This is a genomic window from Pseudomonas sp. NPDC087615, from assembly GCF_044743445.1.
GTDB classification, from domain to species: Bacteria; Pseudomonadota; Gammaproteobacteria; order Pseudomonadales; family Pseudomonadaceae; genus Aquipseudomonas; species Aquipseudomonas baetica_A.
In genome coordinates, this window is the sequence record NZ_JBIUWM010000002.1 from 63213 (window position 1) to 81938 (window position 18726).

Genomic DNA, 18726 nt, shown 5'->3' on the forward strand with positions numbered 1-18726 from the left:
TCGTGATCCTACGCCAAGGCAGGAATTTGTTAATGGAACCTCGTACAGCAACGAAAGCGCTGAGCGCACAACTGATGCGTGGACGTCTTGACGTCAACGTTGATGATGCTGTCATTGCCCCCGACTCACTGTTCGGCTTCGCCGAGCGTCGTAATCCGAAGCGGGCATTCCTGTTCGTGTCTAAAGTGCTCGGACGACATATTCCGGTGCGTCCCTCGGTGATGGCCGCCAGTTTTGAAAGCCTGGCCGCAGAAATTCCGGCGGATTTGCCGGGGCCTGTCCTGGTTATCGGCATGGCCGAAACCGCCGTTGGCCTCGGTGCCGGCGTGCATCGGGCATATAGCGCCACTCGCCCCGATACGGTGTATATGGTCAGCACCCGTCATCCCACGGGAACCGAGTTGTTTACCCGTTTTGAAGAAGAGCACAGCCATGCCAGTGCGCATCTGATTCACTTGCCAGTCGATCCGCAAGTGCGTGAGCAGATGCTCAATGCCCGTTCGCTGGTGCTGGTTGATGACGAGGCCTCGACGGGCAAGACGTTCATCAATCTGCACCGTGCTCTGGTCGATGCCGGTCTGGACAAGGTCGAACAAGTCGTGACCTGTGTGCTGACGGATTGGTCCGGCGGCGCAGTGCGTGCTGCGCTGGGTGATTGCGCGCATCAAGTGTCGCTGTTGCAGGGTTCTTACCAATTCTTCGAAGACCCCGATGCGCCATTGCCCGATATGCCTGCGGTGGGCACTATCGCCGTAGGTGACTGGCCGGTGAATTCGGATAATGACTGGGGACGCTTGGGCGTGCGCTCTGTTGGCGACTCGTTGGCCCCAGACCTTCACGTACAACCCGGCGAGCGGATTCTGGTCGTGGGCACCAGTGAGTTTGTCTGGCGTCCGTTCTTGCTCGCCGAACGTCTGGAGCGCGCGGGCGCGGATGTGCATTTCAGTTCGACCAGCCGCTCGCCGATTGCACTGGGCCACGTGATCGAGCACGCCTTATCGTTCGCTGATAACTACGGCCTGGGCATTCCCAACTTCCTCTACAACGTGCGCCCGGGTCAATTCGATCGGGTGCTGATCTGTTCGGAAACCCCAGCGCAGGCGGTCTCTGCCGAGTTGCTGCAGACTTTGAACGCGCAGGTGATCGTCGATGACAATTAATCGCCCCTTGGCGTTGGTTGATCTCGACGACACGTTGTTTCAAACCGCGCGCAAGATGAAAGAAGGCACACCACGCCACACGGCGACACTTGATATACATGGCCAGCCCAACGGCTACATGAGCCCTGTGCAGAAGTCGATGGCCGAATGGCTGCTGGCAACGACCGATGTGGTAGCGGTAACGGCGCGCAGCGTAGAAGCGTTCACGCGGGTCAAGCTGCCATTTCAACAAGGCGCCATTTGCTCCCATGGCGGTGTGATCCTGGGACCGGACGGCACGCTCGATCAGGCCTGGCAGGACCGCATGAGCGATATCCTCGCGGCCTACCAAAGCCGCCTGCCGGAGCTCAGTGAGGCGACGCTGGCCATTGGCCGGCAGTTGGGCATTTCCTTGCGCGGTTGGGTGGTTGAAGAGCAGGGGTTGCGCCACTACGTGGTGACCAAGCACAACGAATCCAGTGACGAGGTGCTGAGCGCGGTGCTGGCTGAAGTTCAGGCTCAGGGATTGCTGGATGGCATGCATATTCACGCCAATAGCAACAACCTGGCGTTCCTGCCGCAGGGCTTGTCCAAGCAGGCAGCGGTTCAGGAGTGGTTGCGCCGTGATCGCGAAATCAACGGTGAACGCCCTGTGCTGGGCTTTGGCGACAGCATCACCGATCTGGCCTTCATGGAGGAGTGCCACCTGTGGGCGACTCCGACGCGCAGCCAATTGGCCAAGCGGGCAGGGGCTTCGATCCATGAATGAAACCATCACCGACCTGGTAACGGTGGGCAGCGGAAGCTATGCGCCGGATGACGTGCATTTCCTGTTGCAGGCCGTGCAGATGGACGTGACGGACGTCGAGGAAAAAGAGCGACTGATTCAAACGAAGCAGAAGCACTATTCTGAAATGATCAGTCAGGAAAGCGCCCCAAGTGAAACTCACAAGGCACTGTACGAGCGTGTTCTGGCGCAAAACGGTGCGCGCATGGCCACGGATGTTCAAGCACTGGCGCTAGGTTTGAATGAGGCGTGTACCGGCACGTCTATCGTGCTGGTGTCGTTTGTACGCGCCGGCCTCCCGCTGGGTGTGCTGTTGCGTCGTGCGTTGATCGAGATGGGGCGCGAAGCCTTCCATTACGGCATCAGCATCGTCCGTGATCGCGGCATCGACACGGTTGCCCTGGAGGCCATCATTCAGACTCACGGGGCCGAGAACATCGTCTTCGTCGATGGCTGGACCGGTAAGGGCGCGATCAGCGGCGAAATTCAGCGCAGCCTGAGCGCTGATGCACGCTTCCCGAAATCTCCGCGACTTGTCGTGCTGGCCGATCCTTGCGGCCGAGCGTGGATGGCGGCGTCCGCCGAGGATTGGGTCATCCCCTCGGGGATTCTGGGAGCCACAGTCTCCGGTCTCGTCTCACGTTCGATCTGGCCTGTAAACGGCGGGCTGCACGGCTGCGTGGTCTATGACCACCTGCAGGAGCACGATGTGACACAGGTATTCATCGAGCAGATCGAAGCCCAGCGCAAAGTCTTGGGCATCGTCCCCAAAGCCCTGCCGTGGACCGACGAACAGCGTCTCGAACTCCAGGGCGCGGCCACCCACGTCGTCGAATCGCTGGCAGCACGTTTTGAGGTGACCAATCTCAATCGGGTCAAGCCGGGCATCGCCGAGGCGACACGCGCCGTGTTGCGTCGTGTCCCGCACCATGTGTTGATCCGCGACCGTAGCGACAGCGATGTGCAATTGCTGATGCACCTGACAGAAGCTGCCGGCGTTCCAGTCGAGGAAGTCGGTGCGCAGTTGGGGCCTTACCGGGCAGTGACGATCATTCGGAGTCTGGGCTGATGAAGACCCTCTCGCCCTATGCCCTCGGTGCCACGCTTTACATGCCCGCCACCCGGCCGGATCTGCTTGATGTGGTGTTCCGAAGCAAATTGCCGGAACTTCGCTCCCTGGTGGTTTGCCTCGAGGACGCGATTGCAGACATTGATATCGAAACGGCGCTGGCCAATCTGCATGGCTTGCTGACAGTTATCGATCAGCGTGGCGGTCGTCCCGAGGGCGGCCCGTTGTTGTTCGTTCGCCCGCGTGACTCGCAGATGGCTGCGGTACTCAACGACTGGCCGCTGATGTCGCATGTCGATGGATTCGTCATCCCGAAACTGACGCTGGCCAATCTGGGCGCCTGGGAGCAGGCCGTGACTAATCCCGCGCTGTTCCTGATGCCGACGCTGGAAACCACAGATGTCTTCAATCCTGGCGCCATGGTTGAACTGGGGCAGGCGCTCAAGGCCAGCCTCGACCAGCGAATCATCGCCTTGCGCATCGGTGGAAACGACTTGATGGGCAGCCTTGGCCTGCGTCGCAATCCGAGCACCACGCTCTACAGCACGCCGATGGGATACGTGATCCCGATGTTGGCAGGGGTCATGGGGTCGCAAGGTTTTGCGTTGACGGCACCGGTGTTCGAGCAACTGGCGTCGCCTCAGTTGCTCAAGGAAGAACTGGAATTCGATATCGCCCATGGTCTGGTCGGCAAGACCGCCATTCACCCCAGTCAGATTGAAATCATTCAGGACACCCTGCGCGTCAGCCTCGAGGATTTCAACAGCGCCAAACTGATCGTCAGCGACGTAGCACCGGCGGTATTCAGGCATAACGACGCAATGTGTGAGCCCGCGACCCATTACAAATGGGCGACCCGGATTCTTGAGCGCGCGCGGTGGCACGGTATCCGTCATGCGGAAACCGGTGCCGGCGAAACATCGATTCGTCTGGCTGAGGCCGCAGGATGAAAGAGCAGATCGACAATGCAAACGCGCTGCAGCGGCCAGTCCTTGCGGTGTTCGACTTCGACGGCACATTGACCCGGCACGACAGTTTCGTACCGTTTCTGAAGTTTGCATTCGGAGCACGGGAGTTCAATCGGCGCCTGCTCAGTCTGGCGCTACCCAGCCTGCGATTCGTCGTGCGGCGCATGAGCCGTGACGAACTCAAGGCGCAGTTGATTCGCACGTTTCTGACCGGTGTGAAGCTTGAGTGGCTGCAACAGCAAGCCGCGAGTTATTGCACGCGGGTCTGGCCGCGATTGATGCGTCCTTCGGGCTTGCTGGCGATTGAGGCCGAGATCAAATCCGGCGCGGTGGTGACGCTCTGTTCAGCTTCACCGGCGCTGGTACTGCAGCCTTTCGCCGAGCGTCTTGGCGTCAGTTTGATCGGCACCGAACTGGAAGTGGTGGACGGCGTATTGACCGGGCACATCACCGGCAACAATTGCAGATGCGAGAACAAAGTCCAGAGGCTTGAGGCTGTCTACGGCGTTTTGCAGCAATTCCGGATCAAAGCCTGGGGCGATACCCGAGGTGATCATGAGTTGCTCGCCGCAGCCGAAGAACCGCACTGGCGGCATTTTCATCCGGCATGGCGTCGTGGACGTCTGCGGGTCGCCAATGGAATAAATCCGGGCGTGCGCGGTGCGCAGGCCGACCTGCATGTGGCGCGCACATCCGATCGCCACATGAACACCGATGACCAACAAGGAGCGTAACGATGGCACTTACCCTGAGCAAAAAACAGTCCATTTCCCTGGAAAAAACCGCCGGCACTGCGCTGACCAGCGTCAGCCTCGGCCTGGGTTGGGACCCGGTAAAGGCCGGTTTTCTCGGCAAGTTGATGGGCAATGGTGGTGAAATCGACCTGGACGCTTCGTGCATCCTGCTCGACGCCAGCCTTCAACCGATCGACCTGGTGTGGTTCCGCCAACTGAAATCTCAGGACGGTTCGATCCAGCATTCCGGCGACAACCGTACCGGTGAAGGCGCGGGTGACGACGAAACCATCCAAGTTGATCTGCAGCGTCTGCCGGCGGTCGTCCAGCACCTGGTTTTTACGGTGAACAGCTTCACCGGGCAGAACTTCGAAAAAGTCGAAAACGCCTACTGCCGCATCGTCAACGCCAGTAACAAGAATGAGCTGGCCCGCTTCAATCTGTCCGAGCGTGGCGCCCACACCGGCATCGTGATGGCTAGCCTGTCTCGTGATAGCGATGGCTGGAAGTTCACCGCTATCGGCCAGACCACCAACGGCCGTACCGCCGATGACCTGGTGAACCTGGCCGTGCAGGCGCTGCGCTAATGGCCACTCTTGCTCCGGGCGGCAACGCACCCGTTGCCAGCGGCCCGCTTCGCGTCGACATCAATTATTCGCCGATTCCAGGCGCCGATATTGATGTCTCGGCCTTCGCTCTGGGAACCACGGCAAAGGTTCGCGGCGATGGCGATATGTGCTTTTACGGTCAGCCGAGTGTGCTGGGCGGGGCGGTCACCTTGTCCGACTCCTCGGCGGGTCGCGCGGTGTTCACAGTTGACCTTAGCCGACTGGAGCCGGCCGTGGAAAAGGTCGCACTGACCGCCACGATCTACGAAAACAAGGCCAGTTTCGAGCGCGTCTCGCAGCTGTCGGTCGTGGTGTCCGGTGGTATCGAAGCGCAGATCTCTACCAGTGGCATGAAGGAAACCGCGCTGATCCTGGGCGAGTTTTATCGTCGCCAGGGTGAGTGGAAATTCCGTTGTGTTGCACAGGGCTTCAACGGCGGGCTTGAGCCATTGGCCAAGCACTTCGGGGTCGATGTCGCCGCGCCGGCAGCGGCGCCAGCACCCGCTCCAACACCCGTGCCGCCTGCACCTGCGGCGCCGAAGTCGTCGATCAGCCTGAGCAAGGTGACCCTCGACAAGACGCGCAGCTCTATCAGTCTGGAGAAGACCGCGGCCGGTTTCGGTGAGATCAAGGTCAACCTGAACTGGAACAAGCGCAGCTCTGGCGGCTTCTTCAAAAGCAGTTCTTCGATCGACCTCGACGTGGGTTGCCTGTACGAGTTGCAAGACGGTGAGAAGGGCGTCGTGCAAGCGCTTGGCAACTGCTTCGGCAGCCTGAACCAAGAGCCTTACATCCAACTGATGGGTGACGACCGTACCGGCTCTGTCGCCGGTGGCGAGTGGCTGCACATCAATGGCGCGAAGTGGGCTGAAGTACGCCGCATCCTGATTTTCGCCTTCATCTACGAAGGGGCTCCTAACTGGCGCGAGACCGATGGCGTAGTAACCATCTACATCCCGAATCAGCCGGAGATCGAGGTTCGCCTCAACGAAGAGGGCGGACGCGATGGTATGTGCGCCATTGCGATGCTCGAAAATGACAACGGCGCCGTCAAGGTTTCCCGGCGGGTGGATTTCCACCGTGGGCATTCTGCGGTGGATAAAGCCTACGGCTGGGGCATGAACTGGCGCGCCGGTTCGAAATAGTTACCTTGGCGGGGCTTGGGGCCCCGCCCTTTTAGAGGACTTCAAAATGCTTGCATGGCTTAAAGAAAACGCTGCATTGGCACGCGACAAACTGACCTCTGAGGTCAGCAAGTTCAAAAATCAGAAATTCATGGATGCCACGACCGCAGCCTGCGCATTGGTCGCTGCTGCAGACGGAGAGATCTCCTCCGCCGAGAAAACCAAAATGGCCGGGTTCATCAACAACTCGTCAGAATTGAAGGTTTTCAACATGGCCGACGTCATCAAGTCCTTCAACGCTCACTGCGAAAAGTTTGAGTTCGACTTTCAGATCGGTCAGGCGGAAGCGCTGAAGACCATCGGCAAGATCAAGAACGATGCGGGTGCTGGCCGCTTACTGGTCCGTGTTGCCTGCGCCATCGGCGCGTCGGATGGCAACTTCGACGACAAAGAAAAAGCGGCTTGCCGTCAGATTTGCCTTGAGCTGGGTTTGAACCCGGCTGATTTCGAACTTTAAGGAGCTGTACTTGGACAGTCACATTGGATTTCCCCCACTGACCATGGCGGTATTCGTCGGTATTGCGCTGGGCGCACTGCTGCTCGACATGGTTACGCACCGTGGCGACAAGCCCATTTCGCTGGCTAAAGCCTCGATCTGGTCGGTTTTCTGGATTGCCATCTCGCTGGCGTTCGCAGGCTTTCTGTATGTCCAGCACGGGCCGCAGGTCGCGAGCCTGTTTGTCACCGGTTATGCGCTGGAGAAAGTCCTGAGCGTCGACAACCTGTTCGTGTTCATGGCGATTTTTGCCTGGTTCAAAGTGCCTGATGGCATGCGTCACCGGGTGCTGTACTGGGGGATCATCGGCGCGATCGTGTTCCGTGGGATCTTCGTTGCCATTGGCACCGGCCTGTTGGCGTTTGGCCCATGGGTCGAGGTGGTTTTTGCCGTGATCGTCGCCTGGACCGCCATCATGATGCTGCGCAGCGGCGGTGATGACGAAGAAGAGGAGGACTATTCCAAGCACATGGCCTACCGCTTCGCGCAAAAGCTCTTTCCTGTATGGCCAAAGCTGTATGGCCACAACTTTTTTGTGTCCCGCAAGCAACTCGAAGTGGAACTGAAGAAACCTGAGCACCAGGGCATGACGCTCGCGGCCAAAGGCACGCTGTTCGCCACGCCGCTGTTCCTGTGCCTGGTGGTGGCTGAGGTATCCGACATTCTGTTCGCCTTCGACTCTGTGCCGGCGGTGATCGCCGTGAGTCGCGAGCCGCTGATCGTCTACTCGGCCATGCTGTTCGCCATTCTGGGCCTGCGCACCATGTACTTCGTTCTGGAAGCCCTGAAACGCTATCTGGTCCACCTGGAAAAATCGGTTATCGCACTGTTGTTCTTCATTGCTGTCAAGTTGGGCTTGAATGCAACGGATCATATGTTCCATCACGGCTATACCATCGACGCGAACACCAGTTTGCTGATCGTGATGGTTGTTCTGGCGATAGGCGTCGTTGCCAGTCTGATCTTCCCTGCAAAGGAAGATGCACCGCTTGAAAACCAATGAGTAATCGTCTTCACCACAAGGAGTAATACCCATGGCACTGACTCTTCAAAAGGGTGCAAACCTGTCTTTGACCAAAACCGACCCGAGCCTGAGCAAGATTCTGGTTGGCCTGGGCTGGGATCCGCGTGCAACTGACGGCGCCGAGTTTGACCTGGACGCGAGCGCTCTTCTGCTGGGTGCGAATGGCAAGGTCCGCGGCGAAGCTGACTTCATTTTCTACAACCAGCTGAAAAGCCTGGACGGCTCGGTTGAGCACACTGGCGACAACCGCACCGGTGCTGGCGACGGCGACGACGAAGTGATCAAGGTCGACCTGAGCCGTGTCCCGGCTGACGTAGACAAGGTGGTCTTCGTCGTGACCATTCACGACGCCGAAGCGCGCAAGCAAAGCTTTGGTCAGGTGGGTGGTTCCTTCATCCGTGTCGTTAATGACGTGACCAGTGCCGAAGTGGTTCGTTACGACCTGGCTGAAGACGCCTCTACTGAAACAGCGATGGTGTTCGCAGAGCTGTATCGCCACAACGGCGAGTGGAAATTCCGAGCCGTGGGTCAGGGTTACGCCGGCGGCCTGCGCGCCTTGGCCAACTCCTACGGTATGAACTTCTAAGCAACCCCCAACAAAAGGAATCTGAACATGGCTGTAAGTCTGTCCAAAGGTGGCAACGTTTCGCTGTCCAAAGAAGCTCCGGGCCTGTCCGAAGTGATCGTGGGCCTGGGTTGGGATCCGCGTGTCACTGACGGCGCCGAGTTCGACCTGGATGCGTCGATTTTCATCGTCGGTGAAAACGGCAAAGTGCTCGACGACAACGGCTTCATTTTCTACAACAACAAAACCTCTGCCGACGGTTCCGTTGAGCACATGGGCGACAACCGTTCGGGTGCTGGCGAAGGCGATGACGAACAAGCCACCGTCAAACTCAACGGCCTGGCTGCCGCTGTGAAAAAACTGGTGTTCTCGGTGACCATCCATGACGCCGAAGCTCGCAAGCAAAGCTTCGGTCAGGTGTCCAACGCCTACATCCGTGTGGTCAACAAGGCTGACGGCAAAGAACTGGCCCGCTACGACCTGAGCGAAGACGCTTCCACCGAAACAGCGATGATCTTCGGTGAGCTGTATCGCAACGGCGAAGAGTTCAAGTTCAAGGCGATCGGCCAGGGTTTCGCTGGCGGCTTGAAGCCTCTGGCTGAAGCTCACGGCGTGAGCATCGGCTAACCCGAAAGGGTTGGGAGGGGCCCCCTCGCGAGGGGGCTTTTTCTTGCCCGGCGTTCGGGCAGCGCAATTATCCGCACGCCGTCAGCGAATAATGCCTTTGGCCTTGGCCTCTTTGAGCCAGATCGGGAACTCGGCCATCAGCATGTCATAGAGCTGTTCCTCGCTGATGTCGTGCAGGTCGTCCAGTGCGAAGAAGCCGCAGTTGTCGACCACGCGTCCCGGCAGGGTGTCCAGTTTCTCCAGAATGCCGTAGCCGTGGCCACCGAGCCCGACGAATTGCCAGAAAATCGGCAGGTTCGCCGCGTCGACCATCAGACGAGTGATTTTGCGGCTTTCAGACACGCCGCCGTCGCTGATGAACAGGACATACATCGGCGTGCCGTCGTCGGATTGCTTAAACTGCTCCACGACTTTCTGGATGACTTTCGGCTCATCGTTGATCCGGCTGCCGAGTTCCCAGTTTCTCCAACCTCTATTGTCGGTGTCGATGAATGCCTTGTGATTGCCCAGCGTCACCGGCGAGAGGCGCAACGGCTTGGCGCCGAACGCCCAGCAATCGAGCTCGCCGTCCTCATCGAACGACACCGCCAGCGGCAATAGCCGGTTGACCACTTCCTGCACCCGGCCTTTGGCGTACTGATGGTTCATTGAACCAGAAGCATCAAGCACCAGAACAACCCGGGCCTTGGTATGGGTGAGGTTGGCTTTTTCCAGGCTGATCTGTGCTTTCTTTGCCAGGCTGACCAGATGCGGTGCGGCGTCGGCGATTTTTTTCTCGAGGGATATTTTGGCTGGTGCTGGTGCTGGTGCTGGCGCAGGGCTTTCAGCAACCTCGCCACCGAAGTGATTCACCAGCGCATCCAGACCTTGTGCGTAACCTTGCAGGTTCGAGAGCAGGCGCCATTCGCCGTTCTTGCGATACAGCTCGGCAACCATAATGGCTTTCTCGGCGCTGAACGTCGCCCCGGAAAACGCACATTGAGCGACGGTCTGGCCGGCAGGGTTGGACACGCTGAAGTGACTGGCACCGATAGCGCTCATCGTCCCTTGGCCGTCGATGGAGGCTGTGAACACCAAGCGGTCTATGGAGGTGGGTAACTGCGCGAGGTTGATTTGAAAGCGGCCCTGATCTTCGATTTTTACGCTGGCGCATGGCGTCGTCGGTTGATTGAAAAAGACCATGTAGCGATCGTCTGAAAGTTTGCCTTGCGCGTCGACGCCGAAACAGACGAAATCGATGACGTCGCTGGACTGGATCTGTACCGCGAGTGTGAGCGATTGCCCCTGAAGAATGTTTGACAGGGGGAGCCGCTGTCCTTGGGTGATCTGCATCTTGCTTCCTTGAGTGATGATTTGCTGCCTCGGCGCAACGCGTCGGCGCACGCCGAATATTCTGTTATCCGATAATGCGCGGGCGATTGAATAGCCCGCGCATTATCACCCTAAACCGGCTAGCGACGGTCGATGGGTTTGTGCTCAGCGTTGCACCGCCACCAACATCATCATCGGCCGCTCCTGTTCTTCAGCCAGCGCCGGTTGCGCCGCGATATCCGCATCGCTTGGCCCCCATTCGTTGACATGACGAATGCTGAAACCAGCGCCAATCAATGAATTGAGCAACGTGCCGACCGTGCGATGCTGCTTGATCACGCCCTCGGCCAGCCAGTTCGTTACGCGTTCCCCTTCCATCTGATAACTGTCCAGCGGCCAGCGCTTGCGACCTTCACTGTCGATCAGCCAACCCGGATTGCGCGGTGCCATGAAGATCGGGTGCTCGATGGAGAACACAAAGTGCGAACCCGGTTTCAGCGCGCCGTAGAGGTGGGCAAACAGCCCCGGCAGATCCTTGATGTAGTGCAGCGCAAGCGAGCTGTAAGCCAGGTCAACACTGCAGGCGGGCAAGGCGAGTTGTTCAAGATCGGCGCGTTCGTAGCGGATGTTCGCCGCCGTGGTGGTTTCGCGCGCGCGCTCCAGCATTTTTTCCGAGACATCCAGCCCCAGCACGTTAGCCGCGCCCTGTTCACTGGCCCAGCGGCTGAACCAGCCATAGCCGCAGCCCAGGTCCACCACGTTAAAGCCATGCAGGGAGGGCAGCAGCGCTTTGAGCGCCGGCCATTCCGGCGCGGCATCGAGGCCGCCGATGGAACGGTTCATCTGACTGTAGCCCTGGAAAAATTCGGGATCGTCGTAAATGTTTTGAGTCATGGGTGAAGTGCTCTTTTGAGTTCAGTCGTCAGCGGCAAATTGGCCGCGATTGGGATTCCCTCGAAAGTGATGACGCGTATTCGTCGATGGCCGCGCAGGGAGAGGGGGGTGGTCGATGAGGAAATGCTAGCGGGTCGTGCGACAAGTGAGAACCGGTGGAGTGTTGTGGATCTGTAATGTCGGACGAATCGACGTTTTTTGGGTGTGCGTAAACGCTTTCTGAAGGATGTGTTTAGAGGCGTTCGGTGTTACGTCCTGAAGCCTACAAATCCTTGCGTCGTTGCCTACCGGTACGCCAGAATCCGCCGGCTTGTGCGCCTGGGGGGCGGTCGGTAACTTGGTTCGCGTCACTGATTTCCAGTGATCGGGTTTAGCAGCCCGGCTAGGTTTGACCAACGGTTGCACATGCATCTTCCAGTCAGGTTCGCCTGCGCTTGATGGTGGCTGTGCGCATGGCATCTTCGGATGCGCCGGGTTTTTGGTCTTCCTACCGGTCTGCTAACTTGCGCACAGCTGCCACCCTTTCGTATAGCAGCGGGATGGTTGCGGTTACCGATAGAGGAAGATTTCATGTTCAAAGTTACGCCCAACCCCCCAGAAACCGATCCGGCATCCCCTTACGAATCGACCGGCTCAGAAAAATCCCACGAAGCCGCCAAACGCGCCCTCGACCACGGTCTCAACCCAGCAGGCCAAATCATGGGCTCTACCAACGAGCCCGAACCGATGTTTCTCGCCAATCCGGCGTACGACACCGAATCCCTGCTGGCCAACGCCAGCGAAACCCTCGGCTCGGCCACCACCATGCTCAACAACTTCGCCGCGCTGCTCGACAACTCGCACCGCAAGACCGTACTCGGCATTGCGCAGGTCGTCATGTTGGGCGAATTGGCGGTGAATCAGGCGCTGGATAACGTCATGCCTGCGGAGTAGGCGCGGCGCGGCTTTCTACAGCGCGTAAAAAACTGGTCTTCAAGACCGGTTTTTCATGGCTGTAGCAAAATTCAACCCGGCTGCAAAATTTCTTCAACAGATCCTTCTTCGGGTGCGGCACCGTGACCAGTCCAGGCTTGGTCGGATGCTTGAAGTGATGATGACGGCCTCTGACGCTCACTCAATACCAAATGCCTGCGACGAGCCGGCCGATTAAAAACGGCTATTCACAACACCTCTCTGTGGTGTGCTCGGTGGGTGCTATGCCTACTGGTTTTCTGTGATCAACACTATAACCACCGAGTGGTCATCGTCCGTTGTCGAGATCGTGGCGAGAGGGCGTCTAGAAAAGGAACTGTCGAGGGGCTGGAGAGTGTGTTGCCGGCTTTTGCATTGTTTCGAAAAACTGACATGGACCCGTTTTCAGACACAAAAAAACCGGCCATCAAGGCCGGTTTTTTCTGTTTCTGCATCCCCCGTCAAAAAGCATGACGTGAGACCTATATTCGATTGGAGCGGGTAGAGGGAATCGAACCCTCGTCGGAAGCTTGGGAAGCTACTGTTCTACCATTAAACTATACCCGCTCAGAGCGGCTGACTTTGTACCAGAGTCGCCAACGAATTTGAAGTTTTCTTTTGCGTGCGATGGCTTTAAATCGCTGAAAACGGTCAATCGCGGGTGAGCGCTGCGGGTAAGTAAACGAAAATCTCAGCCCGGCAGGCTCGCTCGCGACGACGCTTTTTCAAATGGCCAGTGCATGGTGATCCTGAACAAACGAGTAACGCGTTCGGCTCGCCTGCGGTGCCGGTTTCAGAAAGCCGAGCAGGGCGTTCTGGCTGTCGCGACATGCTGTCTTGTGCTCCATGTCGAGAAAGTGCCCGGTGGCCTGCAGCGTGGTGAAGGTGCTCTGAGCCACATGGTTGCCGAACAGGCGCGCATCGTCGGCGGCGGTGTACTCGTCCCATTCACCGTTGAGAAACAGCACCGGCACGTTGATTTTCTGCGCTGCATTCAAATAGCACAGACGATCACTGTGGAGCACGTCGCTGATGTGGAAGTGCATCTGCCCGTATTCGTGCTCGGCCAGGCTGCTGACGTGGCGGTAGTTGAAGCGCTTGAACAGCGACGGCAGGTGTTTGCCGATGGTGCTGTTGACCAGTTCACCGACCCGGTCGCCATCGCGTTGGCCGAGGTAGTCGACGCCGCGCTCCAGGTAATCGAGCATGTGCGCGTTGATCACCGGAGAGAATGAGCTGATCACGGCTTTTTCGATGCGCCGTGGCTGATGTGCGAGGGCAACGAGTGTGGCGGCGCCGCCCCAGGAAAACGACAACACATGCTCAGCGCCGAAGTGGTCGATCAACTCCAGCAGGATCTGCCCTTCGACTTCTTTCGTCAGATGTTTCTCGTGCAGGTTGTGGGCTTTTGACTTGCCCGCGTAGGGCTGGTCGTAGCAGACCACGTTGAATTGCGGGTGCAGGTTTTTCACAGTCTGTGCAAACGACGCAGTCGTGGCCATCGAGCCGTTGACCAAGATGATGGTCTTTTCTGCGGCGTCTGCGCGATAGAACTCCGTGTAAACCCGATACTGACCCTGTATATCCAGCACAGCGATTTCTGGCCTCATGTCATAAGACTCCTGGCAAGCAAGCGGGTATGCGCGCAAATAGAGATTGCACGAGCTTTGTGACAGGTAGGCATACGCCTGAAATTTGCTTGGCCCATGTCGATCCGGTACGGCAGGTCGACGGGTATTGTTATTGGCGGGCAGTCTGCCGGCTGAGGCGCAGCCCTGAGGGCTGTCTACCGGCAAAAAGTTTCTTAGAGGTATGGTGTGACTCGTCGGTCACATTTCGGCCGACGTCCTGATTCAAGCAGGGGGATCAGGATCGCGCAAGTGCCGTTGGTAAATTCTTCGACGACTTCTGCTGAGCGGTCGCGGGTTTAGAACAATTGAATCTCTTCGGTGCGCAAAGCGCGGTACTCGCCCGGTTTTAGCGCGTGATCGAGCAGCAACGGGCCCATGGATTCGCGGTGCAGGCGCAGGACTTTGTTGTTGAAATGGCCAAACATGCGCTTCACCTGATGGTAGCGGCCCTCGACGATGCTCAAGCGCGCCGATCTTGGGCCGAGCAACTCCAGATGCGCCGGTTGCGTGGTCAGATCCTCGAAAGCAAAGTAGATCCCCTCGGCAAACGTGAGCGCGTAGTGCGCGCCAATGTCCTGTTCGGTCTCAACGTAATAGACCTTCGGCAATTTGGTCTGCGGCTGGGTCAGGCGTCGCGACCATGTGCCATCGTTGGTGATCAACATCAGCCCGGTGGTGTTGAAGTCCAGGCGGCCGGCGATGTGCAGGTCGTCTTTGTCCGGCTCATCGATCAGCTCGAGCACGGTCGGGTGTTGTGGGTCGCGGGTGGCGCTGACGCAGCCCGCAGGCTTGTGCAGCATGAAGTAGCGCGCCGGTTTGCCGAGTTGCAGCACTTGGTCATCGACTTCGACGCGGCTGAATTCCAGTACATCGCTGTGGGGATCGATGACGATTTTTCCGTCAACCCGCACGCGCTTTTCCACCAGCAACAGGCGAACCTGCTGACGGTTGTAGCGGGGCAGATTGCTGAGGAAACGGTCGACGCGCATGTTCAGGTTTCGCTGGGTGAAGGGCGCGCATCTTACGGGATTGGCTGGCTGGCCGCTTGCAGTTGCGCCTCGACCTGCGCGCACCGTGGGCACAGGCAGGATTTGTCGCGCAGTTCGGGCGGCAATGCTTCGAGCACTGCCGGGTCGATGCTCACGCCGTAGCACCAGCAGGCGCGGTCGGCGGTGCGCGGGTCGGCCAGGCTGCAGTCGTTGCGGGCACCGCAGGCCGGGCAGAGGTCGGGTCTTTCAATGACGTCAGGCATAAGTCGAGTGAGGCATTTCCACGCAGGTGCGGTTGCGGCCGGTTTGTTTGGCCCGGTACATCGCATGATCGGCCCGGGACAGCAGGCTGTGCAAGGTGTCATCCCGTTGCAGGGTGGTGGCGCCGATGCTCACCGTCAGATTTAGCGTGTGGCCGTTGTAGGCGTATTCGTGTTGTTCGACGTGCTGACGGATCTTCTCGGCAATTTTCTGACCGGTTTCGCCGTCGGTGTCCTTCAGCAAAACGATAAATTCCTCACCGCCCCAGCGGCAGACGATGTCGGCATGGCGCAGGCAGCTCTGTAGATCCCGGGCGAAACCGATCAACACTTGATCGCCTGCCATGTGGCCGTAGGTGTCGTTCAGCACTTTGAAGTGATCGAGATCGAGCAGCAACGCGGTCAGCGATTTGGTTTCGCGTTGCGCTTCGTGCAGGGCTTGCGCGGCCAGCAGATCAAAGCCGCGCCGGTTCGGCAGTTCGGTGAGGCTGTCGAGCGTGGCCTGGGCCTGGATTTTCGATTGAAACCGTTTGATCACGCGGTTCAGTAGCGCCAACACAATCAAGGTCACCAGCAGGCAGATCAGCAGATTGAGGTACAGCGACTGACGGATTTCACTCAGTGCACCGTCTTCGCGTTTATCAACGAACAAGTACCAGTTCAACTCCGGGATAAACCGCACGTTAAGGAAGTGCCCCTGACCGTGGGCGGAATATTCGTAGCTGCCGCTGTGGGGCTTGGGCAATTGGCTGACCAGGCTTTTCATGCTGTCGATTTCGCCGAGGCTCTGGCCAATGTGCGCGCCTTCAGGTCCGCCCTGGGCACCGGTCAATACCAGTCGGCCAAAGGTGTCGACGAAGTACACACTGCGTTGATAGCGCTGTTGGTATTTGTCGATCAGCTTGATCACCGCGTCCACCGTCAGGCCGACACCCGCCGCGCCGATGAAGCGGTTGTGGTAGTCGTAGACCTTGTAGTTGATGAAGAACGTCAGGTTGTCCTTGTTGGCCAGATCCGGGTCGACGTTGATCTCGTACGGGTCTTTCATGTCGCGCACGCGGAAGTACCAGGCGTCACGCGGCTCCTCGACCTTGACCTGCTTGAGCACGCCTTTGGCGTGGTAGTAGGTGAGGGTGCTGTTGGAGACGAAGAACGCGGTGTAGGCGCCGTAATGGGTCATGACTTCGTCGAGATAACGGGTCATCTGCTCGGGGTTCTGTTCGCCGTTTACCACCCAGTCGCGCATGAAGGTGTCGCGGGACATCATCGAGGAAATCAGGATCGGCCTGACAAGGTCTTTCTGGATTTCCGAATACACGGTGTCGGACGTCAGCGGCAGTTCGGTGTTGACGATGTTGTCGCGGATCGACGTGCGCGAGGCGTAGTAGCTGAGCAACGAGGTGGCGAGGAAACCGGCGCCCAGCAGGGCGATCAGCGTCAACACCAGTGAACGTTGGGAGTACAGCGGAGAACGAAGCGGCATGGCAGATCCGTTGGCAGTGGCCCGATGGCAAACATTCTAATGGGACTGCGGGGGAAATATCTGCCCCATGTGCGGCGCGAATGGTCGTTCCTGTATTCGCCTGAAGTGACGCCACCCTTTGTAGGTGGGCGCCTGCTCGCGATGGGGCTGTGACACTCACCCATGATGCGGCTCAAACACCGCCATCGCGAGCAGGCTCACGCCTGCCAAGGAGCGCCTCAGACCAGGGTTTTCAGATAGGCCCGCCACCCGCCCAGATGGCTGATATCCACGGCGCCTTCCAAGCCATACGGCTCACAGATGAACCCGCTCTCCCAGCGCCCATCCGCCAGTTGCACCTTGCCCAGGCCGAGTGGGGCGGGAATACCGGTAAGGAACGAGCCCAACTCGCTGCTCGGCAACTCCCAGACTTCCACCGCAATGGCCACGCCGCCATCCTTCACCCGGACCATGCCTGGGCGCCTCGGTGGGCCGCCAGCCAAGGCGTGAAGTTGATAGTCCGGCGAGCTGAACGTGGTTTCCAGCAAGCGCCCACCCCGTTGCGTGAGTTGCCCGTTCAACGGCAAACCTTGCAGATGCGCGCCGCACACCACCACACGCGCGCGGTCATTGCGTGCCACGTTCGCAGGTGTTGGCTGCGCGCAATCTTGCTGGCGCTGCAGCGCATCCGCCACGCTCAACAGGTATTGATCGGTGAACGCCCGTCCGAACAGCGTCACGCCCCACGGCAAACCATTGGCCATGAACGCGCTTGGCACGGCGACGGCGGCGTAATCGAGCAGGTTCATGAAGTTGGTGTAGTAACCGAGTTCGGAATTGCGCAGCACCGGTTCGGCGTCCAATTGCGCCAGTGTCACGGGACGGCCGAGGGTCGGGGTCAGCACGCAGTCGAGGTTTTCGAGTGCCTGATCGCAAAGCGCTTTCAGGGCTTGCAGCCGATATTGGGCGCGGAAGGTCTGCACGCCCGTCACCGCCGCAGCCTTGGCCAGCACAGCACGGATCACCGGCAAGACCGCTTGGGGATTCTCTTCCATCAATTCGCCCGCCACGCTGTAGCGCTCGGCGACCCACGGCCCTTCGTACAGCAAGCGTGCGGCTTCCAGGAACGGCGACAAATCCAGCTCGACCGCTTCGCCACCCAGGGCCTGGAGCCGGTCGATGGCATCGCCGAACAGCAACGGGCCTTCGACGCAGCCGAAAAACTCCAGATCCTGCGCACGCGGGACTCCGAAGCGAAACGGCTGTGGCGCACCGAATGCCGAGCCGTCATTCCACGCCGGATTAGGGCGGCTGTACTCATCCCGTGGATCGAGTTTTGCGGTCAGTGCCAACAACTGACTGGCCTCGCGCGCGGTCGCGGTAAACGTGGTGACGCAATCCAGCGTCCGGCACGCCGGCAGCACCCCGGCCGTGGAGATCAGCCCTTTGCTCGCTTTCAAACCGACCAGGTTGTTCAGGCCCGCCGGTACTCGCCCTGAACCTGCGGTGTCGGTGCCCAAGGCAAAACTCGCCACGCCCAACGCCACCGCCAGCGACGAACCGGCGCTGGAACCTCCGGACGGATAGTGCGGCAACACGCTGTTCGGACATGCGCCGTAGGGTGAGCGGCTGCCGTTGAGGCCAGTCGCAAACTGATCGAGGTTGGTCTTGCCCAGCGGAACCGCCCCCAGCGCAATCAACTGTTCGACGATGGTCGCCGAACGCTGCGGCGTGTACGCGAACGCTGGGCACGCGGCGGTGGTGGGAATGCCCGCCAGATCGATGTTGTCCTTGATCGCAAACGGCACGCCGTACAGCGGCAGGCTGTCGATGTCGCGGCCGTCGAGGGCGGCGAGGTACGGCTCCAGTTCTTCGACACTGAGCAAGTGGATGAACAGGTGATAGTCGGGATTCAGCGCGGCGGCTTTTTCGCGCAGTGCAGGCAGCAATGTGCGGGGTGTTGTTTCACCCTTGATATAGGCCTGGCGCAGAACATCGAGTTGCAGATTCATGAGTTGATCCTTTTC

The 18726-nt window shown here is 59.0% G+C and carries 19 protein-coding genes, 1 tRNA gene and 1 pseudogene; 12 read left to right on the top strand and 9 right to left on the bottom strand.

What is annotated here, in order from left to right:
* The first annotated feature begins 32 nt into the window (after positions 1-32).
* The 11 genes from ACIOU6_RS01755 to ACIOU6_RS01805 are packed head-to-tail and all read left to right on the top strand — an operon-like array spanning position 33 to position 9201.
* On the top strand, positions 33-1160 hold the full coding sequence (locus ACIOU6_RS01755; protein WP_401133268.1) for a phosphoribosyltransferase domain-containing protein: 1128 nt from the start codon (positions 33-35) through the stop codon (positions 1158-1160).
* On the top strand, positions 1150-1908 hold the full coding sequence (locus ACIOU6_RS01760; RefSeq protein ID WP_401133270.1) for a trehalose phosphatase: 759 nt from the start codon (positions 1150-1152) through the stop codon (positions 1906-1908). Before ACIOU6_RS01755 ends, ACIOU6_RS01760 begins: the two co-directional genes overlap by 11 nt.
* Entirely contained in the window at positions 1901-2995 is a 1095-nt protein-coding gene (locus ACIOU6_RS01765) for a cysteine protease StiP family protein (protein WP_221731367.1), read from the top strand. The genes ACIOU6_RS01760 and ACIOU6_RS01765 overlap by 8 nt, the downstream gene beginning before the upstream one ends.
* Positions 2995-3945 carry an HpcH/HpaI aldolase/citrate lyase family protein gene (locus ACIOU6_RS01770; RefSeq protein ID WP_401133273.1) on the top strand — a complete coding sequence of 317 codons (951 nt, stop codon included), beginning with the start codon at positions 2995-2997 and terminating at the stop codon, positions 3943-3945. The genes ACIOU6_RS01765 and ACIOU6_RS01770 overlap by 1 nt, the downstream gene beginning before the upstream one ends.
* Complete coding sequence (locus tag ACIOU6_RS01775) at positions 3942-4697, top strand: HAD family hydrolase (RefSeq protein WP_401133276.1); 756 nt, start codon at positions 3942-3944, stop codon at positions 4695-4697. The genes ACIOU6_RS01770 and ACIOU6_RS01775 overlap by 4 nt, the downstream gene beginning before the upstream one ends.
* Positions 4698-4699: 2 nt before the next feature.
* The gene (locus ACIOU6_RS01780; protein WP_401133279.1) at positions 4700-5284 is read left to right on the top strand and encodes a TerD family protein; all 585 of its coding nucleotides are present in this window, start codon (positions 4700-4702) and stop codon (positions 5282-5284) included.
* Positions 5284-6450: a TerD family protein gene (locus tag ACIOU6_RS01785; protein WP_221731363.1), complete on the top strand. Its 1167-nt coding sequence runs from the start codon at positions 5284-5286 to the stop codon at positions 6448-6450. The genes ACIOU6_RS01780 and ACIOU6_RS01785 overlap by 1 nt, the downstream gene beginning before the upstream one ends.
* Positions 6451-6496: 46 nt before the next feature.
* Entirely contained in the window at positions 6497-6946 is a 450-nt protein-coding gene (locus ACIOU6_RS01790; RefSeq protein ID WP_221731362.1) for a tellurite resistance TerB family protein, read from the top strand.
* A 43-nt stretch (positions 6947-6989) separates the two neighbouring features.
* The gene (locus ACIOU6_RS01795) at positions 6990-7988 is read left to right on the top strand and encodes a TerC/Alx family metal homeostasis membrane protein (RefSeq protein WP_221731472.1); all 999 of its coding nucleotides are present in this window, start codon (positions 6990-6992) and stop codon (positions 7986-7988) included.
* Between the two features lie 31 nt (positions 7989-8019).
* A complete protein-coding gene (locus ACIOU6_RS01800) occupies positions 8020-8595 on the top strand; it encodes a TerD family protein (RefSeq protein WP_221731361.1) in 576 nt (191 codons plus the stop codon).
* A 27-nt stretch (positions 8596-8622) separates the two neighbouring features.
* Positions 8623-9201, top strand: a complete 579-nt coding sequence (locus ACIOU6_RS01805) for a TerD family protein (RefSeq protein ID WP_221731360.1) — start codon at positions 8623-8625, stop codon at positions 9199-9201.
* A gap of 81 nt (positions 9202-9282) precedes the next feature.
* Here the strand turns inward: ACIOU6_RS01805 and ACIOU6_RS01810 are convergent, their stop codons facing one another.
* The gene (locus ACIOU6_RS01810; RefSeq protein ID WP_401133284.1) at positions 9283-10533 is read right to left on the bottom strand and encodes a VWA domain-containing protein; all 1251 of its coding nucleotides are present in this window, start codon (positions 10531-10533) and stop codon (positions 9283-9285) included.
* A gap of 144 nt (positions 10534-10677) precedes the next feature.
* Entirely contained in the window at positions 10678-11406 is a 729-nt protein-coding gene (locus ACIOU6_RS01815) for a class I SAM-dependent methyltransferase (RefSeq protein WP_221731358.1), read from the bottom strand.
* 570 nt (positions 11407-11976) lie between these two features.
* Here ACIOU6_RS01815 and ACIOU6_RS01820 point away from each other — a divergent pair.
* Positions 11977-12339, top strand: a complete 363-nt coding sequence (locus tag ACIOU6_RS01820) for a DUF6124 family protein (RefSeq protein WP_401133287.1) — start codon at positions 11977-11979, stop codon at positions 12337-12339.
* Between the two features lie 88 nt (positions 12340-12427).
* Here the strand turns inward: ACIOU6_RS01820 and ACIOU6_RS01825 are convergent.
* The 7 genes and pseudogenes from ACIOU6_RS01825 to atzF all read right to left on the bottom strand — a co-directional run.
* Positions 12428-12520, bottom strand: a pseudogene (locus ACIOU6_RS01825) (type II toxin-antitoxin system HicA family toxin); the annotation flags it as partial.
* A 330-nt stretch (positions 12521-12850) separates the two neighbouring features.
* Positions 12851-12924 (bottom strand) — tRNA-Gly (locus ACIOU6_RS01830).
* 158 nt (positions 12925-13082) lie between these two features.
* Positions 13083-13967: an alpha/beta fold hydrolase gene (locus ACIOU6_RS01835; protein ID WP_221731356.1), complete on the bottom strand. Its 885-nt coding sequence runs from the start codon at positions 13965-13967 to the stop codon at positions 13083-13085.
* Positions 13968-14284: 317 nt separating this feature from the next.
* Positions 14285-14977 carry a pseudouridine synthase gene (locus tag ACIOU6_RS01840; RefSeq protein WP_221731355.1) on the bottom strand — a complete coding sequence of 231 codons (693 nt, stop codon included), beginning with the start codon at positions 14975-14977 and terminating at the stop codon, positions 14285-14287.
* Positions 14978-15009: 32 nt separating this feature from the next.
* Entirely contained in the window at positions 15010-15228 is a 219-nt protein-coding gene (locus ACIOU6_RS01845) for a cysteine-rich CWC family protein (protein ID WP_311775952.1), read from the bottom strand.
* 4 nt (positions 15229-15232) lie between these two features.
* Positions 15233-16720 carry a sensor domain-containing diguanylate cyclase gene (locus tag ACIOU6_RS01850; RefSeq protein ID WP_221731353.1) on the bottom strand — a complete coding sequence of 496 codons (1488 nt, stop codon included), beginning with the start codon at positions 16718-16720 and terminating at the stop codon, positions 15233-15235.
* A 218-nt stretch (positions 16721-16938) separates the two neighbouring features.
* Positions 16939-18711: an allophanate hydrolase gene (gene atzF, locus ACIOU6_RS01855; protein ID WP_401133290.1), complete on the bottom strand. Its 1773-nt coding sequence runs from the start codon at positions 18709-18711 to the stop codon at positions 16939-16941.
* Positions 18712-18726: the final 15 nt, after the last annotated feature.